This is a genomic window from Achromobacter sp. ESBL13, from assembly GCF_036668755.1.
Classification (GTDB): domain Bacteria; phylum Pseudomonadota; class Gammaproteobacteria; order Burkholderiales; family Burkholderiaceae_B; genus Achromobacter.
In genome coordinates this window covers 216,083-232,753 of the sequence record NZ_JAZEVT010000004.1, presented here as the reverse complement: position 1 = coordinate 232,753, position 16,671 = coordinate 216,083, and the positions used below count along the sequence as shown (strand labels likewise).

Sequence of the window (16,671 nt, the reverse complement as noted above, 5' to 3'; positions counted from 1 at the left end):
TGCGGCGCCGGTAGACGGCAACATTCGGGCGCCACCCTGCCCGCCATCCCCCCCGCTTTGGCGTGAAGATCGTTGCGATGCCCGCTGCGGACATCGGTTTTGGAGACGGCGTGGGTTCTTGAGGCGTGGTGCGGTCAAAGAAAAAACAGAAACGACGCCGCCACCAGCGTGGGCACGAGCGCGCCAGCCAGCAAGCCCGGCATGCTGACCGCGCCGTTGGCGAAGCTGCCGCGCAGCAGCGCCACGCCCGCCGGGTTGGGGGCATTGGCGATGACGGTCAGCCCGCCGCCGGCCACCGCGCCGGCCACCAGCATGTATTGCGCCTGGGCGGAGATGCCGTCGATGAGCGACCCCAGGTAAGTCAACGCGGCGTTGTCGGTGATGGCCGTCAGCGCCAGGGCGCCGACGAACAGCACGTTCGGCTCCAGCCCGCTGACGATGGGTTGCAGCCACCACTGCTGCATGCCGCCCAACACCACCAGGCCCGCAAGAAAGAAGCCGACCAACAGGGCCTCTTTGATGATCAACGGGCTTTGATGCGCTTTGTACGCCTGGGTGTAGCCGATGAAGAACAGGAACAGCGCCAGGAACAGGATGGGGTGATGCGCGCTGAGCACGACGGCAGCCAGGAAGAACAGATGCACGATGATGACCACGGGTGACATTGGCACGGCGGAATCCTTCATCGCCATCACGTCGCCCGAGCGCAGGTGCGGCCGCAGCAACACCGTCACCAGCGTGGCGTTCACCAGCACGGCCAGCGCCGCCTTCCAGCCGAAGGTGCTGAACATGAAGGCGCTATCCCAACCCCAGGTGGACGCCACCATCAACACCGGCGGCGCGGCGTACGACGTCAGCGTGCCGCCGATCGAGATGTTGACGAACAAGACGCCCAGCGCCAGGTATTTCAACCGTTCCGGCATCTCGCGATGAAACACCTGCGGCGCCAGCATCATGGCGGCAATCGTCATGGCGGCCGGCTCAGTCACCAATGAGCCGGCCAGGGGCACCAGCGCCAGGCACAGCCAGGCCTTGGCGGTCTGGTCGCGCACCGGCAACAACCGCGCCACGCGTTCGACCAGCCGCATCACCACCGTCAGCACCGGCAAGGACGCCGCGATGACCATCACCACAAAAACAAAGGCGGGCTCGGTGTAGTTGCGCGATTCGGCATACGCCAGCGCCGTTTCGCCCGACGCGGCCAACGCCATCAAGACCAGCAATATCGCCGCCCAGAATCCGAACACCACTTCGACTTCGCCCAGCAGATGCAGCAGCCCGCCATGGCGCTTGCTGCGATGCGCCAGGCGCAAGAAAAGCGGCGCCGAAAAGGTGTGCACCAAGGCAACGGCGAAAACAAGGGCGGCGATGATTTCCAGTGCGGACGCTGTCACGTGTCGGTTCCTGTACGTAAGAGGTGGTCAATCCGAAGTGAAATGCGCGGCGGCTATACCCGCGCGACCTCGACCCAAAGGCGCGTCATGACGACGTGCCTGACCAGTTCAAAAAGATGCGCCGGGGCGCTGGCCGGCACCAGCACCCGCCGTATCAAGGCCTGCAAGTCCACCCGGACGCAGGGCGTGGACGCGGCGCGGTCGCGTTGCTGAAACAGTGTACGCAGGCGCACGCGGCTTTGGCACGGCATGTCGATCTTCAGTTCGGCATCCTCGGGCGCCAGCACCGCGTCATGCAGCGCCTCCAGCGTCGTGCAGACATACACGGATTCCGGCTGCGTGGATTCGCCTTCGATCCGCCTGCGCCATTCCTGCGTGCCCACCAGCGCGGACGTCGCCCCTTGCGCGGGCAGGTCAAAACGCAGATGGCTGAATTCAAGCAGTTCAATGAATTCCACAAAGGGAAGTTCGCGCACCACGGTCAAGTCACCGCACCGCGCGTCGCCCTGCGCGGACCACTCCGATTGCTTCATGACACGCTCCCATCAAGGGAAAAGGGGGCCAGCCCGCAGCCCCCTTTTCAGTGCAACACCCGTACGCGATCAGGCGCCGGCCTGCGCCCGTTCAAGCTCGCGGACACGCTTGCGATTACGCACTGTGGAGAACACCAGCCAGGCGGCCAGCGCCAGGATGGCGTAGACGAAGCCGGCGCTGATCGGGCGATCGACGAACACGCTCATGCTGCCGCGCGACAGCAGCAGCGCACGCCGGAAGTTCTCTTCGACCATCGGCCCCAACACGAAACCCAGCAGCAGCGGCGCGGGCGAAAAACGCAACTTCAGGAACAGGTAACCCACCAGGCCCAGCACCAGCACCATGCCCACATCGAACAGGTTGTTGTTGGTGCTGTAGACGCCGACACACACGAAGAACAGCGCGGACGGGAACAGGTACTTGTACGGCACCTTCAGCAGCCGTGCCCACATGCCGATCAGCGGCAGGTTCATCACCACCAGCATGACGTTGCCGATCCAGAAGCTGGCGATCAGCCCCCAGAACAGGTCGGCGTGTTCGGTCACCATCTGCGGACCCGGCTGAATGCCGTGGATGATCAGCGCGCCCAGCATCAGGGCCATCACCGAGTCGCCGGGAATACCCAGGCTCATGGTGGGGATGAAGCTGGTTTGCGCCGCCGAGTTATTGGCCGATTCCGGACCCGCCACGCCTTCGATGGCGCCGTTGCCGAAGCGCTTGGGCGTTTTGGACACGCGCTTTTCCACCGCATAGGACATGAACGACGCAATGGTCGCGCCCGTGCCCGGCAAGATGCCCAGGATCGCGCCTATGGCGCTGCCGCGCACAATCGGCATGGCCGACTTCTTGATGTCGCCGGGCTCGGGCCGCACCGACATCTTGGGGCCGGCGCCCACCGTCGTGGCCTTGCCGATGCGGTTGACGTTGGCGAAGAAGTCCGCCAGGCCGAACAAGCCCATGGCCAGCGCCACCAAGGGCACGCCGTCGCTCAGTTCAATGACACCGAAGGCGTAACGGATGGTGCCCGTGTTGACGTCGGTGCCCACCACGCCCAGCAGCAAGCCCAGGAACACCATGGCGATGCCCTTGATGGCCGAGCCCTTGGCCAGCGTGGCGCCGGCGAACAGGCCCAGCATCATCATCGAAAAATATTCCGCCGGGCCAAACTGGAAGGCCACTTCCACCAGCATCGGCGAAAACAGAATCATGATGATGATGCCCACGCTGGCGCCCACGAACGACGACATGACCAGCATGAACAGCGCCGACCCCGACTTGCCCTGGCGGGCCAGCGGGTTGCCGTCCAGGCAGGTCACCGCGTGTGACGGCGTGCCCGGCAGGTTCAGCAAAATGCAGGTGATGCCGCCGCCATACTGCGCGCCATAGTAGATGCCGGCCAGCATCATCAGCGCGGCAACCGGCGTCATCGCGTAGGTCAGCGGCAGCAGGATCGAAATGGCGGCCAGCACGCCCATGCCCGGCAGCACGCCGATCATGTTGCCCATGAACACGCCGAACAGCGACCACAGCAGGTTCTCCCACTGCAACGCCACGGAAAAACCATGCAATACGTTGTCGAACAGATCCATTTCCTACCCCCAGCGCAGCATCGGAAACTGCAATTGCAGCGCCCAGGAAAACACCACCGCGCCGAACACCGTCATCGCAATGGCGAGAATGGCGGCGGACTTGACAGAGTTGGACGTATCGCCCAGCGCCGAGACGAACACCAGCGCGAACGTGGCGGGCAAGAATCCCAGGAAACTGCCCAGAATGATGAAGAGCGCGATGCCGGCGGCAATGCACGCCATGCCACGCACGCGATCCCGGCGCGTAGGCTGGGGCAGCTGTTCTTCGATCATTTCTTCCTGCACTTCATCGGGGTCCGGGCTTAACGGAACCAGGATGCCCAGCGCGACCAGAAAGCAACCGATCATCAGCGGAAAATAGCCCGGGCCCATCCGCGCCAGTTCTCCGATGTTGTAGGACGATGCTTCAAGAATAGTGAGCGCGCCGCACAGGGCGATGAACGCCCCGCCCCACAGATCGCGCTTTCTGGAAAATATGGTGCTGCCCACGGCTTGCTCCCCTGATTGTTGTCGACATGCTTCGGCGCGCGTGATGTCGCAAGCCGAAGGAGGGGGCACTTTAAGGACGACGCCTTGCAATCCGCTTTCACGGTTTTGCGCGTGACATCCGGGAAAACCAGCAGGAAGAAAGACGCCTGTTCACGCCGCTGAACAACGGTGAACATCGCGGTACAGGCGATGTTCACAAAAGTGAACATCGCGGCGAACGTTCCCCGCTGAAAGCGGGCTGGCATGGATTTTTCCCGCGCGCCGCGCGCTTGCCATTTCTTGCAAATGCGAGCCCCGATTCCACCCAGGCATAATCCTCGTTTTCGTGGTTTCGACCGCCTCGCCATGCTGCCCCCATGCACCGCTTTCCCCGCCTGCCCCTGACCGCCCGCATTCCGCTTGCGGTCTCGCTGCTGTTTCTTGCGATATCCGCCGCGCTGATTTCGCTGGCGCTGCATGGCGTGTCGCGCCAGTTCGACCGGCAGGTCGCCAATTTGGGCCAGGTGTATCTGGATGGTCTGTCCGCCGCGATCCTGCCGGCAGTGCGCACCGACGACCGTGCACAGATGGTCGATGTGCTGAACCGCGCGCTGGATACGCATCTGGGCGTGGTCGACCGCACACTGGCCGTCGTCGCAGGGGACCACCGCCTGCTGGCGCACGTGGCGCGCTACCCCGAGGTTGAGCCGATTCCGCTGGCATCGATGGCGGACACCGCCGGCACGCTCATCAGCGCAAGATCGGAAGGTGTGTGGACGTGGCGCTTGCTGGACGACGCGCGGCCCGCGCTGGGGACCTTGGTGGCCAACCTGGACGTCAGCGACTTTCACCGGCAACGCCAGGAACTGGCCTGGGAGCTGGGCCTGGTGGGGCTGGCGATCAGCCTGGTCGGCGCGGTGCTGTGCTTCGGCATGGCGCGCCGGCTTCAGCGCCCGATCATTTCGCTGACCGAGGCCCTGCGCGCCGGTCCGGAAGATCGCTTGCGCCCCATGCGGGTGGACACCACAGACCCCGAACTCCAGGAACTGCTGTCCGCCTACAACTGGATGGTTGAAAGCGCGCAACAACGTGAAGCACTGACCGAACGCAATGCGCGCATCGAGCGCGAAGCGGTGTTGGGCCGGATGTCGGCCGCGCTGGCCCACGAAGTGCGCAACCCCTTGGGCGGGCTGCGCACCGCCGTGCAGACGCTACGGCAATTTGGCGACCGGGACGACGTGCGCGACGAGTCCCTGGGTTTTATCGAACGCGGCGTACAAGCGCTGCAAGCGGTGGTGGACGCCAGCCTGCGCACCTTCCGCCCCGGCACCGCCCTGCTGCGCGAAGAAGATATCGCGGACATCCGGCTGATGGTGGGCGCACAGGCCAACCGCGCGGGCGTGCGTGTGGAACTGCATTGCGAAGGCATGCAGGATCGCCGCCTGACGCTGCCCGCGGGCGCCGTGCGGCAGGTGTTGCTGAACCTGGTACTGAACGCCATCCAGGCCTCGCCGCGTGGCGAACTGGTCCAGGTGTTCGCGCGGGCGAGCCGCCACGCGCTGACCTTGCACGTGGCCGACCGGGGCGACGGCCTGCCGCCGGCAGCCAGCCGCGCGCTGAAGGGCGCGCCCCCCGATGGCGACGGCATGGGCCTGGGCATCGTGGCCGACCTGACAACAACCATGCATGGCCGTTTGCGCGCAACCCGCATGGCAACCGGCACGCGCATTTCCGTGCGCCTGCCCTACGGTCCACAGGAAGATACGGCGTGAGCGACATCCAGGTTTTGCTGATCGAAGACGATGAACTGCTGGGCGGCGCGCTGCTTCAGCGCCTGCGGCTGGAAGGCATCGCCACGCAATGGCTGCAAAGCTGCGCCCAGGCGGTCGAAGTGTTTCGCCGGACCCGCATGCGGCCGGCATTCCTGTTGGCCGACATCCGACTGCCCGACGGCTCCGGCGAAGATCTTTATCGGCGCTTGATCCCGCATCTGTCCAACACCACCGTGGTGTTCGCCACCGCCTATGGCGACATTGCCCAGGCCGTGCGCCTGGTGTCGGCGGGCGCGAACGATTACCTGACCAAGCCGTATGACACCGATGCGCTGGTGGCCCGCATCCGATCGGTCATCGCCGCGCAGCCGGCCGGCCAGCAAGACGAAGTCTTGGAAAACCCCTACGCGCTGCACGATGAAACCTACCCCTTGGCGCAAGAGCTTGAACGGCTGGCCGCCAGCGCCCTGCCCGTGTTGCTGGAAGGCGAAACGGGCTCGGGCAAAGACCGCGCCGCCCGCTATGTGCATGCGCGCTCGGCCTATGCGGCCGGCCCCTTCGTTGCCGTCAATTGCGCCACCTTGGCGTCGGACTTGATTGAAAGCCTGTTGTTCGGCCACGTGAAAGGGGCCTTCAGCGGCGCCGGGGCCGCGCGCGACGGGCTGTTTTCCCAGGCGGAGGGCGGCACGCTGTATCTGGACGAAGTGGCCGAGCTGACACCCCGGGCACAAGCCGCGCTGCTGGGCGTGTTGGAAAACGGCCAGTATCGTCCGCTGGGCGACAGCACCGCGCGCCACACGCATTGCCGCATTCTGGCCAGCACCTGCACCGACCTGCCGGCCGCAATGGCGCAGGGCACGTTTCGCGCGGATCTTTTTTATCGGCTGGCGGTGGCCCGGGTCGCGGCGCCGCCGCTGCGCGAGCGGCCCGGCGCGTTGCCCGGCCTGGCACAGACGTTGTTGGCCGCCCAATCGGGCACGGGTGCGACCCTGTCGCCCGATGCCATCCAGGCGCTGCACGACCACCCCTGGCCGGGCAACGTGCGGGAACTAAAAAACCGTATCGCGCGCGCGGTCGTGATGGCGGACGGGGCACAGGTCCATGCCGAAGACCTCTTTCCGGAAAGCAAGCTGGCCGATAAGCAGGACCTGGCCACCACGCGGCTGGACGCCGAACAGCGCGCCATCCAGCAAGCCATTTCAGAATCCGGCGGCCATATGGGCTTGGCGGCAAAGCGCCTGGGCATCTCGCGCACCACGCTATGGAAAAAGCTGCGCGCGGCGCGGGATGCCGTGTAAAGGCGCGCGGGCCGACAGTCCCGTCGGCAACACTTTGCGCGCAGGGGTAGCCCGGTACGCTACACGCGCGGCGTGCCCGGCTCCCGCGATTCCCCCATTGCCTCTGCCTTCTCTCGCCCTTCCTCCAGCCCTTCCTCTCGCGCCTCAAGTTCGTTGCCCAGAACTTCGGCCGAATCGTCCTGACTGGTTTCCGGCTTGAAGCGACGGCGGGTGTGCCCGGCCGCGCGCGCGTCCTGGCCGTCGTCCGGACGCTCGGGTTGCAGCGTGACGTTGGCCGATGGCGCATAGCCGCGCTTGTCCTGCCCGAAGTACACCACCGTGTGCGGGTACGGCAGCTCGATACCGGCCGCGTCGAAGTGCTTTTTCAACAAGCGGTTATAGCCGCGCTGCACGGCCCACTGCATGCCCGGCGTGGTCTTGATCAGGATGCGGATGGTGACGCCCTTGTCGTTGACGGCGGTAACGCCGGCCACCGTCATTTCCTCCAGGATCTCGGGGCCCAGCACCGAGTCGGTCATCAATTCGGCAAACGCGGCGCGCAAATGTTCAATGGCGTCGTCCACGCTTTCACGATGTGCGATGGTGTATTCACCTAAGTGATAAGAGAAGTCACGCATGTGGTTGGCGACCACATCCACCGACGAGAACGGCACCAGGTGATAGCCGCCGTCCAGCGTGCGGATGCCGACGGAACGGATCGTCATCTTCTCCACGGTGCCGAACACGCCGGCGACCTGCACCACGTCGTTTTCGTTCATGCCATTTTCAAGCTGGATGAACACGCCGGTGATGATGTCCTGCACCAGCTTCTGCGCGCCGAAGCCGATGGCCAGGCCCACCACGCCGGCGCCTGCTATCAGCGGGCCCACGTCGATGCCGATCTGCGACAACAGCACCATCAGCGTCATGGTCACGATGACGATCAACGCGGCATTGCGGAACAGCGACAGCAACGTGCGTTCGCGCGCGCTGGGCATGCCTCGCCCTTCGTTTTGGCTCAGGCGGTGTTCGATGATGCTGGCAATGACCGTCCAGGCCAGCGCCGCGATCAGCAGCACGATGACCACGTTGACCACCATCTTGATGGCCGCCCCGCCCGCGTCCGACGCCAGCCAGCGCGACAGGTCGAACGCGTGCCACGCGTCCAGCACCAGCAACACGATAACGATGCGAATGATCCAGCCCACGCCTTTCAGCATGGCGGGCACGTAGGCGTTCACGCGCGCTTCCAGCATGGGCAGCCGCCGACGCAGGTCGTCGGACAGGCGGATGGGTTTGGCCATCACCGTGTTCAGCAACAGGATCAGCAGGCTGCCCACGCCGATGACCAGCAAGGTCTGCGCGGTGGCGCGCGCCATGAAGGGCAGCGCGTTGGTCGGGTCGATCTGGCTGACGATGAGCAGTACGGTGAAGTAGCCGATGCCCAGCACGTGCCAGATGCGCGACAGGAAGTGCAGCCGCGACCCCATGAACGTGGCCGCGTTGGCGGCATGATGGTTCATGCGATCACGCACCGAATGGCGGTTCTGCCAGATGATGCGCACCGCGTACACGTACACCACCAGCATGATGACCATGCTGGCCAGGCGACCCAGGGCGGGCGACAGCGCGGCCGAGATCACCGGGTCCACCAGCAGCGTGCCATAGCCCGCCGCCGCGACAACGCGCACCAGCCACGCGTTCCAGTACCGGGCCAGTTCGTCGGACATGGGCAACAGGCGCAGGTGCGGATGCCGCACCGCGAACACCGTGCGGATCAGTACCTTGACGATTTCCACCGCCACGAAGGCGCGCAGGAATACGGCCGCCAGGGTGTCCAGCGTGCCGCGCTCGGGCGTGCCCCACAGGGCCGCCGCCCCACCCGCCATCGCGGCCAGCAGCACAACGCCGGCATCGATGGCAACCGCGCCCACGATGGCGCCCAGGCGCCGGTACAAGGCCCGCATCGAGGCAGGCGCGCGGCGCGGCGTGCCGGGGCCGTGAACGGTCGCCGCCTCGGAAGGGCTGGCATGTTCAGCCACCCAACGGTCGATGCGAGTGTAGATGCGCATGGCGATCATCCGCAGCAGCAGATAGGCAATGATGGTCGCCAAGCCGGCCAGCAGCAACGGCAGCAGCGCATTGCCGGCGGTGGCACCGTCCATCCGCAGGCTGCGCCCGGAGGCCAGCGCGCGCATATCGTCCACGCCCTGTCCCATGTCGCCGGCAACGCCGGTCAGGAACTGTTGCACGCCGTCTGCCATGCGTTCTTGTAAACCAGGCCCGGTCGCCGCCTTGGTGGAAGCGGCCGTGCCCGGGGCGGCGGATGCCGCGGGCGGCTTTCCCGCCGCCTGCGCCCGTAACGCATCGACCAGCGCCTTGCGTGCCTCGGGATTGTCCAGCAGGTCGGCCAACGCATCGGGCGTCAGCGCGGATGCCGATGCGGCGGGCGACTGCGACTGAGCTTGCAGCGGCGACGCCGCGAACGCCTGGGCCGGCCAGTTCAACAACACGCAACTCAGCATCACCACCAGCAGCCACACCGCCTGCCATGGCCTCGCGCGTCGGTGCCGCCAAAGGCGGGCGGAATCTTCGCGGGGCGGATAAGAAAGGGATGCTGTCGTTGCGAATCGAACCACTAATAAAACTCCTCTACGATCAAGGCCAGGAACGCGGCGCGCGATCGCAGGGACAACGCCGCCATGGGCTAAATGATAAAGCCCAGCCGCTTCATCAGATATTTAGGCGATTCTTCATACCCGTGGCGGTAGTAGAAGCGGTGCGCATCCACGCGGCGTTCATGGCAATGCACTTCGATGCGGTCGCAGCCGCGCGCGCGGGCTTCTGCTTCGGCCGCCGCTTCGAGTTGACGGCCGACGCCCGCGCTGCGGGCCTGGTCGTCAACGCAGAAATACGCGATGCGGCAGAAGTCGCCGGGCAGGGCCAGCTGCATCATGAAATGCAGGTTGATAAAGCCCAGCAATTGTCCGGCATCGTCGTGAGCCACCCGCAACAGGGCATCGGGATGCGCCGATAGCAGGGCGATTTTTTCCGCCATGAAGGCGGTGGTGCCGGGATAGCCCAGTTGCGCCAGCAAGGTGGCGATGGCGGGGCCGTCCTGGACGGTGGCGGGGCGTAGGTGCATGTCGGTTTCCGGGCGGCGTGTGCAAGGCTTCGCGGAAATTTATGACGGCATCGTGTCCGCCTCATGACAAGCGCGCGGCCCCGCGCCCCCGGCACCTTCAATCAGGGCGTGACCTGATAGCCGCGCTGCTGCATGCAACTGGTGTACGCGGACGACGCCGCACTGTTGGTCTTGGCTTGCTCGCGCCGATCCTGCCGCTGGCGCGACCCGCCCACGACGGCGCCGGCCACCGCCGCGTCCTTGGCCTGGTTCTGTCGGTATTCCTGCTTGACGTCGTCGTCTACGCGGTCATAGGCCTCTTCGTGCTGCCGGCCGCGCGCGCCGGCCACTGCCGCGCCCGCCACGGCGCCCGTTGCGGCGCCGCGCGCGCGACCGCCGGATTGCGTGGTGTCGGTGGTGCCGGTGCCCCCCGCCTGGGACTGGCAGGCGGCGACGTCTTGTTGTGTGGTTTCAGGAGACTGCCCTTTCATCGGCGTAATGGTCTGTGCCGTGGCGGTCAGGCCGATGGTCGAGAGCAGCAAGGCAACGCAGGGAATGATGGACTTTTTCATAGAAAACTCCACGTGCGGTTAAGAACCCTGGACCTTGCAATGTAGTCCCGCATGCCGTGCTTCGGCCCATGTCCGGAATACCCAATATTGGGTATGGCGATATGGGGACAAAGAGATGGGGCCAACGAGATGGAGACAACGCCCCACACAACCCGTATCCGGCGCGTGCTGACGTCCTGCCGCTAACACCAATGGCTGATTGATGGCGATGGGGCCGACTCCTATTCTGCGCTTGCCTGCCAGACGAGCCAGAAGCCAGGGCCAGAAGCCAGGGCCAGCCCGCCCACGCGCTTGCCGCGCAGGCGTCGCGCGTCGATTCACCCATCAAGAGGGCGCGGTCCCTCGCTTTCTGCCCCGGAGGTTTACATGCGCCCATCCCACGTCCGCGCCGACAACAGCGGCCCGCCGCCGCTTGGCCCCGAGCCGGCAAAACGCAGCTTGCCGGTGTCGCTGGAGCAGCAGGCAAAGACCATGCTGTTAAGCGGCCAGAGCTCGGTGGCCGACGTCGCGCGCGCCTGCCGCTTGTCGCGCACGCATTTCACAGCCGTGTTTCGCGATGCCGCCGGCACGACGCCCCACCGTTGGGCGCTGCTGCAACGCATCGCCCAAGCCCGCGAACAGCTGCGGATACCGGACAAGACGCTGGCCGATATCGCACTGGATTGCGGGTTTGCCGACCAGGCGCACTTCACGCGCGTGTTCCACAACGTGGTCGGCCTGACGCCCGGCGCGTGGCGTCGCGCGGCCGATGCCTGACCAATTTCCTGACCAATTTCCTGACCAATTTCCTGACCGTTTTCCTGATCGATTCCTGACCGAGGCGCGGCGATCACAGGCGTGTTGCCCTCTTCGCCTTCGCGCCTATACGAAGGCGTTATTGTGCCGCCGATAGCACCCCCATAAGCTTCGTTCCGTCCGCTGCCGGACAGGTTTTCATGCCACGGGATGCGCGCGCATCCCTTTCACAATCCGTCTGCTTGCGCCTTGCAATCACGCATCGACAGACCCTTCGAACATTCGCCATGACCCAATCCAAACTTGAAGTGCTGACCCCGCAAAACAGCCAACTGATCTTCATTGACCACCAGCCGCAGATGGCCTTTGGCGTGCAGTCCATTGACCGTCAGGTTCTGAAGAACAACACCGTCGGTCTGGCCAAGGCCGGCAAGATCTTCAACATCCCGACGACGATCACCACCGTGGAATCCGAGAGCTTCTCGGGCTACACCTACCCCGAATTGCTGGATGTGTTTCCGGACCAGAAGGTGCTGGAACGCACCTCGATGAATTCGTGGGACGACCAGAAGGTGCGCGATGCGCTGGCCGCCAACGGCCGCAAGAAGGTCGTTGTGGCCGGCCTGTGGACCGAAGTCTGCAACACCACGTTCTCGCTGTGCGCCATGCTTGAAGGCCAGTACGAAATCTACATGGTGTCGGACGCCTCGGGCGGCACCAGCAAGGAAGCGCACGACCAGGCCATGCAGCGCATGATCCAGGCGGGCGTCGTGCCGGTGACGTGGCAACAGGTGCTGCTGGAATGGCAGCGCGATTGGGCCCGCCGCGAAACCTATGACGCCGTGATGGCGCTGGTGAAAGAGCATTCGGGCGCCTACGGCATGGGCGTGGACTACGCCTACACGATGGTGCACAAGGCCCCGCAGCGCACGCGTACCGCGCACGAAGCGCTTGCCCCCATTGCCGCCCGTTGATCCGACGCTTACAGGACCCGCAACATGAATGTGCAATCGCAAAGTGCTTCCCCGGCCGGCCCCGCCGGCCAGACCATCGTGACCGCCGACGGCACCCGCATCTACTACAAGGATTGGGGCGCCGGCCAGCCGGTCGTCTTCTCGCACGGATGGCCGTTGCACGCCGACGCCTGGGACGCGCAGATGCTGTTCCTGTCCGAGCGCGGCTTTCGTGTGATCGCCCATGACCGTCGCGGCCACGGCCGTTCGGGCCAGCCGTCGCAAGGCAACGACATGGACACCTATGCCGATGACCTGGCCGCGCTGCTGGACGCGCTGGACATCCAGGGCGCAACGCTGGTGGGCCATTCCACCGGAGGCGGGGAAGTTGCCCGCTACATCGGACGCCATGGCAGCAAGCGCGTGGCCCGTGTGGTGCTGATCGGCGCGGTGCCGCCCGTGATGGCCAAGACCGCGGCCTACCCTGACGGTTTGCCGATGGAAGTGTTTGATGGCATTCGCCAGGGCGTCATGCGGAACCGCTCGCAGTTCTACAAAGACCTGACCCAGCCGTTCTTTGGCTTTAACCGGCCGGGCGCCAAGATCGAACAAGGCACCATCGACGCCTTCTGGTTGCAGGGCATGGCAGGCGGCATCCGTGGCCAGTACGCGTGCATCAAGCAGTTTTCCGAGGTGGACTTCACCGAAGACCTGAAGAAGATCGACGTGCCCACCCTGATCCTGCATGGTTCGGACGACCAGATGGTGCCGATCGCCAACTCGGCGGAAAAGGCCGTGAAGCTGGTCAAGAACGCCACGCTGAAGGTCTACCCGGGCGCCTCGCACGGCATGTGCGTGCTGGACGCCGAAGACGTCAACGCCGACCTGCTGGCCTTCATCCGGGGCTGACCGCCCGGCCCCAGGGCCACCTGCATAAAGGCGCCTTCCGGAGCGCCTTTTCCGGGGCGCCGGGCAAGCAAGCCCGGCGCCCCGCCTTTCTTTTTTTACCGGAAGTCTCTAGTGAAATGCTATGCAAAACCGCTAGCCGCGTGCCTGTTGGCCGTGGCGGCGCCGGTCTGCGCTCAATCGTCGGTAACGCTATACGGCAGGCTGAACACCGCGCTGGAAAGCAGCCGGATCAGCGGCGGACCCGAGCCGGGCAGCGCCGCCCGGATGACCAATAACCGCTCGGTGTTCGGGCTACGCGGCACGGAATGGCTGGGCGACGGCACCAGCGCCATCTTCCAGATTGAAAGCGGCATTGCGCTTAACACCGGCCAGGGGCAGATCGCCAGCCGCAACACGCGCGTGGGGTTCGACGGCCCCTATGGCACGCTGTTCCTGGGCAACTGGCACACGCCCTATACCGAAGCCACGCTGGCCTACGACCCCTACTACGCGACCACGGCGGGCTACATGGCCTTGCTGGGCAACGGCTCGGCCGCCAGCACCGGCAACGTCGAGAACACCAGTTCGTTCGACCGCAGGCAAAACAATTCCCTGCAATACCGCACGCCGTCCTGGCAGGGGTTAAGCGGTGGATTCGCGTGGGGGTTGCCCCAGGAAAAAATGACAACGCCGCGCAATCCGCAGCTGTTTTCGTGGTCGGGCAGCTATGACCGGGGCGGTTTGAACCTGGCGCTGGCTTACGAACTGCACCGCAATTACCAGGCGGCGAACACGCACGATGACGCCTTCAAGATGGGCCTGTCGTATCAGTTTCCGACGACGCGAGTCGCAGTGGTGTACGAACGGCTGCGCTATCGGACGGCCAGCGGATCGTTGACCCGGGACGGCTATTACGTGTCGATCGTGCAGGCGCTGGGCCGGGGCAGCCTGCGCGCCGCGCTAGGCGTGGCAAGCAACGGCCGCGGGGCGTCGACGCAGACGGTGGGCTTTGTACGCAGCGGATCGGACACCGGCGCGGTGCAGTGGACGGTCGGGTACGACTACCCCTTGTCGCCCCGCACCGCCCTGTACGGCTATTACTCGCGGATCAGCAACCGGGCGCGCGCCGACTACGACTTTGCCATCAACAGCCTGGGCGTAACGCAGGGCACCAGCCCGCAAACGCTGGCCATCGGCCTGCGCCACAACTTCTAGCGGGGATCTGCCGCGCGCCGCAACCGGCTACGACTATGGTGGTAGTGGATGCGTCCCCGGCGCGGGGCCGTGCCAGAATTCCGGACATGCAAGTTGCCCCAGCAGCGCAAGCCCCGCGCGCCGACTTATGCGCACGCCCCCTCAGGAGTTCATCGTGAAGCCATGCGCCAGCCCCGGCATTTCCCACCCCGTGGACCCCTTGGTCTATATCGTCGATGACGAGCCCGCGATCACGCAGTCGTTGGTCGCGCTGTTTGCCTCCGTGGGCCTGGCCGCCAAGGCCTTTCACAGCGTGCGGGAATTTCGCGAGTTCGACAGGGGCGATCGCCCGGCATGCCTGCTGCTGGACGTGCGGCTGCGCGATGGCAACGGCCTGGCGCTACAACAATTGCTGCAAAGCGACGGCGATGCCCTGCCCGTCATCATCATGACGGGTCACGGCGATATCCCCATGACCGTGCGGGCCATGAAGGCCGGCGCACTGGACTTCCTGACCAAGCCCTTCAACGAACAGGACCTGCTGGATTGCGTGCGGCTGGCCTTGCAGCGCGACGGCGAGCGCCGCGCCGGCGAGCAGGCCATGCACGGCCTGGTGCAGCGCTATCAGAGCCTGAGCCCGCGCGAACGGCAGGTCATGGAACACGCCACGGCGGGCTTGATGAACAAGCAGATTGCCGACCGGCTGGGCATCAGCGACATCACCGTGAAGATCCACCGGGGCAACGCCATGCGCAAGATGCAGGCGCGCAGCTTTGCGCAACTGGTGACGATGGCCGGGCAGATAGGCGCGGTCGCTTAGCCCGTGGCTAGTCGCCCACGGCTAGTCGCCCACGGCTAGTCGCCCACGGCTAGTTGCCCACGGCTGGCCGCCCGCCGCTGGCAGCTCGCCGCCCGCAGCTGGCCGCCCGCCGCTAATCCCCCGCTTCGAGAAGCCCCATGGACTGTGCCAGCAACACCAAATCCGCGAACGTGCGGGCCTGCATCTTGCGCATGGCGTTGCCACGATGAATTTTTACCGTGGCTTCGCTGATGTCGGCCTTGGCGGCGATCTGCTTGTTCAGCAGGCCGGCTGCCGCCAGCCGCATCACTTGCTGTTCACGCGGCGACAGCGTGGCGTAGCGTTCGCGCAGCGTCCGCGCGTGGCGGGTGGTTTCATGCCGCGCGCGCGCCTTGTCCAGCGCGGCGTGGACCGCGCCCAGCAGGTCTTCGTCAGTGAATGGCTTGGCAATGAAATCCACCGCGCCGGCCTTCATGGCGGTGGCCGTCATGCGCACGTCGGCGTGGCCCGAAATAAAGACGATGGAAAACGGCGCATCGCCCGGCGACAGCCGCGCCTGCAAGTCCAGCCCGCTCAGGCCGCGCAACCGCACGTCCAGGATGATGCAGGTGGGCACGGTGGGCAAGCCGCCTGCCAGCATCTCTTCGGCGGACCCGAAGGTGCGCGCATCCAGCCCCTCGGACCGCAGCAGATTGCTCAGCGCCTGGCGTATCGACGCGTCATCGTCCACCACCCAGACCACGGCCCTGGCCGCTGCGGTGGCGGCTGCGGTGGCGGCTGCGCCTGCGGTGGCGCAAGCGCCGGACGGGATGGCGGATTGATCTTGCATGGTGAAATCGGCGCGCGGAAACGGCAAGGAGCGGGGCGGGAAGAAAGGCAAAAAATTATACCTTTGTATGGCTTTTTTCCCGGGGCTTTCTGCGGGTATGCTTGGGAACTCGCGACGCGGCCATCCAGCCGCTCGTCGCCCTTGATACAGGAATGCACAGTGAATGCCGCCCCCCTCATTGCGGTCGTCGACGACGACGCTTCAGTGCGTAAGGCGCTTGGCAGCTTGCTGCGCTCCCTGGACCTGAACGTGGTGTTGTACGACGGCGCGGCGGGTTTGCTGGATGCCGAAGACCTGACGCGGCTGTCCTGCGTGGTCACCGATATCCAGATGCCCGGCATGACCGGCCTGGCCATGTGCGCGGCCCTGCGCGAACGTGGCCTTGGCGTGCCCGTCATCCTGATGACGGCATTCCCCGAAGAACGGTATCGCGAACAGGCACGGCAGCTGGGCGCATTCTGCTTTCTGTGCAAGCCCTTCGAAGACGCCGAAATCCTGCGCTGCATCGACCGCGCCATCCACCCGGAAGCGCCGGCTCCCTGA

At 65.4% G+C, this 16,671-nt stretch carries 16 protein-coding genes; 8 read left to right on the top strand and 8 right to left on the bottom strand.

Going from position 1 to position 16,671, the window contains the following annotated elements:
* Positions 1–134: 134 nt before the first annotated feature.
* From V6F88_RS17840 to V6F88_RS17825, 4 genes are all read right to left on the bottom strand, one after another.
* Positions 135–1,394, bottom strand: coding sequence for a putative Na+/H+ antiporter (locus V6F88_RS17840; protein WP_332611125.1), 1,260 nt, complete (start codon positions 1,392–1,394; stop codon positions 135–137).
* Positions 1,395–1,447: 53 nt separating this feature from the next.
* Complete coding sequence (locus V6F88_RS17835) at positions 1,448–1,927, bottom strand: hypothetical protein (RefSeq protein WP_332611123.1); 480 nt, start codon at positions 1,925–1,927, stop codon at positions 1,448–1,450.
* 69 nt (positions 1,928–1,996) lie between these two features.
* On the bottom strand, positions 1,997–3,517 hold the full coding sequence (locus tag V6F88_RS17830; RefSeq protein WP_332611121.1) for a tripartite tricarboxylate transporter permease: 1,521 nt from the start codon (positions 3,515–3,517) through the stop codon (positions 1,997–1,999).
* A gap of 3 nt (positions 3,518–3,520) precedes the next feature.
* Positions 3,521–4,006 (bottom strand): tripartite tricarboxylate transporter TctB family protein, encoded by a 486-nt coding sequence (locus V6F88_RS17825; protein WP_332611119.1) that lies wholly within the window; start codon positions 4,004–4,006, stop codon positions 3,521–3,523.
* Between the two features lie 356 nt (positions 4,007–4,362).
* Here V6F88_RS17825 and V6F88_RS17820 point away from each other — a divergent pair, with 356 nt between their 5' ends.
* The gene (locus V6F88_RS17820) at positions 4,363–5,757 is read left to right on the top strand and encodes a sensor histidine kinase (protein WP_332611117.1); all 1,395 of its coding nucleotides are present in this window, start codon (positions 4,363–4,365) and stop codon (positions 5,755–5,757) included.
* Complete coding sequence (locus tag V6F88_RS17815; protein WP_332611115.1) at positions 5,754–7,055, top strand: sigma-54-dependent transcriptional regulator; 1,302 nt, start codon at positions 5,754–5,756, stop codon at positions 7,053–7,055. Before V6F88_RS17820 ends, V6F88_RS17815 begins: the two co-directional genes overlap by 4 nt.
* Before the next feature lie 59 nt (positions 7,056–7,114).
* Here the strand turns inward: V6F88_RS17815 and V6F88_RS17810 are convergent, their stop codons facing one another.
* From V6F88_RS17810 to V6F88_RS17800, 3 genes are all read right to left on the bottom strand, one after another.
* Entirely contained in the window at positions 7,115–9,559 is a 2,445-nt protein-coding gene (locus V6F88_RS17810) for a mechanosensitive ion channel domain-containing protein (protein ID WP_332611435.1), read from the bottom strand.
* Between the two features lie 182 nt (positions 9,560–9,741).
* On the bottom strand, positions 9,742–10,179 hold the full coding sequence (locus V6F88_RS17805; RefSeq protein ID WP_332611114.1) for a GNAT family N-acetyltransferase: 438 nt from the start codon (positions 10,177–10,179) through the stop codon (positions 9,742–9,744).
* Between the two features lie 101 nt (positions 10,180–10,280).
* Positions 10,281–10,730 carry a hypothetical protein gene (locus V6F88_RS17800; RefSeq protein WP_332611112.1) on the bottom strand — a complete coding sequence of 150 codons (450 nt, stop codon included), beginning with the start codon at positions 10,728–10,730 and terminating at the stop codon, positions 10,281–10,283.
* Positions 10,731–11,096: 366 nt separating this feature from the next.
* Between V6F88_RS17800 and V6F88_RS17795 the strand changes: the two genes are divergently transcribed.
* From V6F88_RS17795 to V6F88_RS17775, 5 genes are all read left to right on the top strand, one after another.
* On the top strand, positions 11,097–11,486 hold the full coding sequence (locus V6F88_RS17795) for a helix-turn-helix transcriptional regulator (protein WP_104142122.1): 390 nt from the start codon (positions 11,097–11,099) through the stop codon (positions 11,484–11,486).
* Positions 11,487–11,752: 266 nt separating this feature from the next.
* Entirely contained in the window at positions 11,753–12,439 is a 687-nt protein-coding gene (locus tag V6F88_RS17790; RefSeq protein WP_332611110.1) for a hydrolase, read from the top strand.
* Positions 12,440–12,463: 24 nt separating this feature from the next.
* The gene (locus V6F88_RS17785; RefSeq protein WP_332611109.1) at positions 12,464–13,327 is read left to right on the top strand and encodes an alpha/beta fold hydrolase; all 864 of its coding nucleotides are present in this window, start codon (positions 12,464–12,466) and stop codon (positions 13,325–13,327) included.
* Positions 13,328–13,438: 111 nt separating this feature from the next.
* A complete protein-coding gene (locus V6F88_RS17780) occupies positions 13,439–14,521 on the top strand; it encodes a porin (protein WP_332611108.1) in 1,083 nt (360 codons plus the stop codon).
* A 154-nt stretch (positions 14,522–14,675) separates the two neighbouring features.
* Complete coding sequence (locus V6F88_RS17775) at positions 14,676–15,320, top strand: response regulator transcription factor (protein WP_332611106.1); 645 nt, start codon at positions 14,676–14,678, stop codon at positions 15,318–15,320.
* Positions 15,321–15,432: 112 nt separating this feature from the next.
* Here V6F88_RS17775 and V6F88_RS17770 read toward each other — a convergent pair whose 3' ends face one another.
* Positions 15,433–16,128 (bottom strand): response regulator transcription factor, encoded by a 696-nt coding sequence (locus tag V6F88_RS17770; protein ID WP_332611104.1) that lies wholly within the window; start codon positions 16,126–16,128, stop codon positions 15,433–15,435.
* 159 nt (positions 16,129–16,287) lie between these two features.
* Between V6F88_RS17770 and V6F88_RS17765 the strand changes: the two genes are divergently transcribed.
* On the top strand, positions 16,288–16,671 hold the full coding sequence (locus tag V6F88_RS17765; protein ID WP_104142114.1) for a response regulator transcription factor: 384 nt from the start codon (positions 16,288–16,290) through the stop codon (positions 16,669–16,671).

Excerpts from the sequence above, each read along its gene's own strand:
- V6F88_RS17800 (WP_332611112.1), bottom strand. The coding sequence starts at position 10,730 with ATGAAAAAGTCCATCATTCCCTGCGTTGCCTTGCTGCTCTCGACCATC.
- V6F88_RS17770 (WP_332611104.1), bottom strand. The coding sequence starts at position 16,128 with ATGCAAGATCAATCCGCCATCCCGTCCGGCGCTTGCGCCACCGCAGGC.
- V6F88_RS17830 (WP_332611121.1), bottom strand. The coding sequence starts at position 3,517 with ATGGATCTGTTCGACAACGTATTGCATGGTTTTTCCGTGGCGTTGCAG.
- V6F88_RS17790 (WP_332611110.1), top strand. The coding sequence starts at position 11,753 with ATGACCCAATCCAAACTTGAAGTGCTGACCCCGCAAAACAGCCAACTG.
- V6F88_RS17835 (WP_332611123.1), bottom strand. The coding sequence starts at position 1,927 with ATGAAGCAATCGGAGTGGTCCGCGCAGGGCGACGCGCGGTGCGGTGAC.
- V6F88_RS17795 (WP_104142122.1), top strand. The coding sequence starts at position 11,097 with ATGCGCCCATCCCACGTCCGCGCCGACAACAGCGGCCCGCCGCCGCTT.
- V6F88_RS17810 (WP_332611435.1), bottom strand. The coding sequence starts at position 9,559 with ATGCTGAGTTGCGTGTTGTTGAACTGGCCGGCCCAGGCGTTCGCGGCG.
- V6F88_RS17805 (WP_332611114.1), bottom strand. The coding sequence starts at position 10,179 with ATGCACCTACGCCCCGCCACCGTCCAGGACGGCCCCGCCATCGCCACC.
- V6F88_RS17785 (WP_332611109.1), top strand. The coding sequence starts at position 12,464 with ATGAATGTGCAATCGCAAAGTGCTTCCCCGGCCGGCCCCGCCGGCCAG.
- V6F88_RS17820 (WP_332611117.1), top strand. The coding sequence starts at position 4,363 with ATGCACCGCTTTCCCCGCCTGCCCCTGACCGCCCGCATTCCGCTTGCG.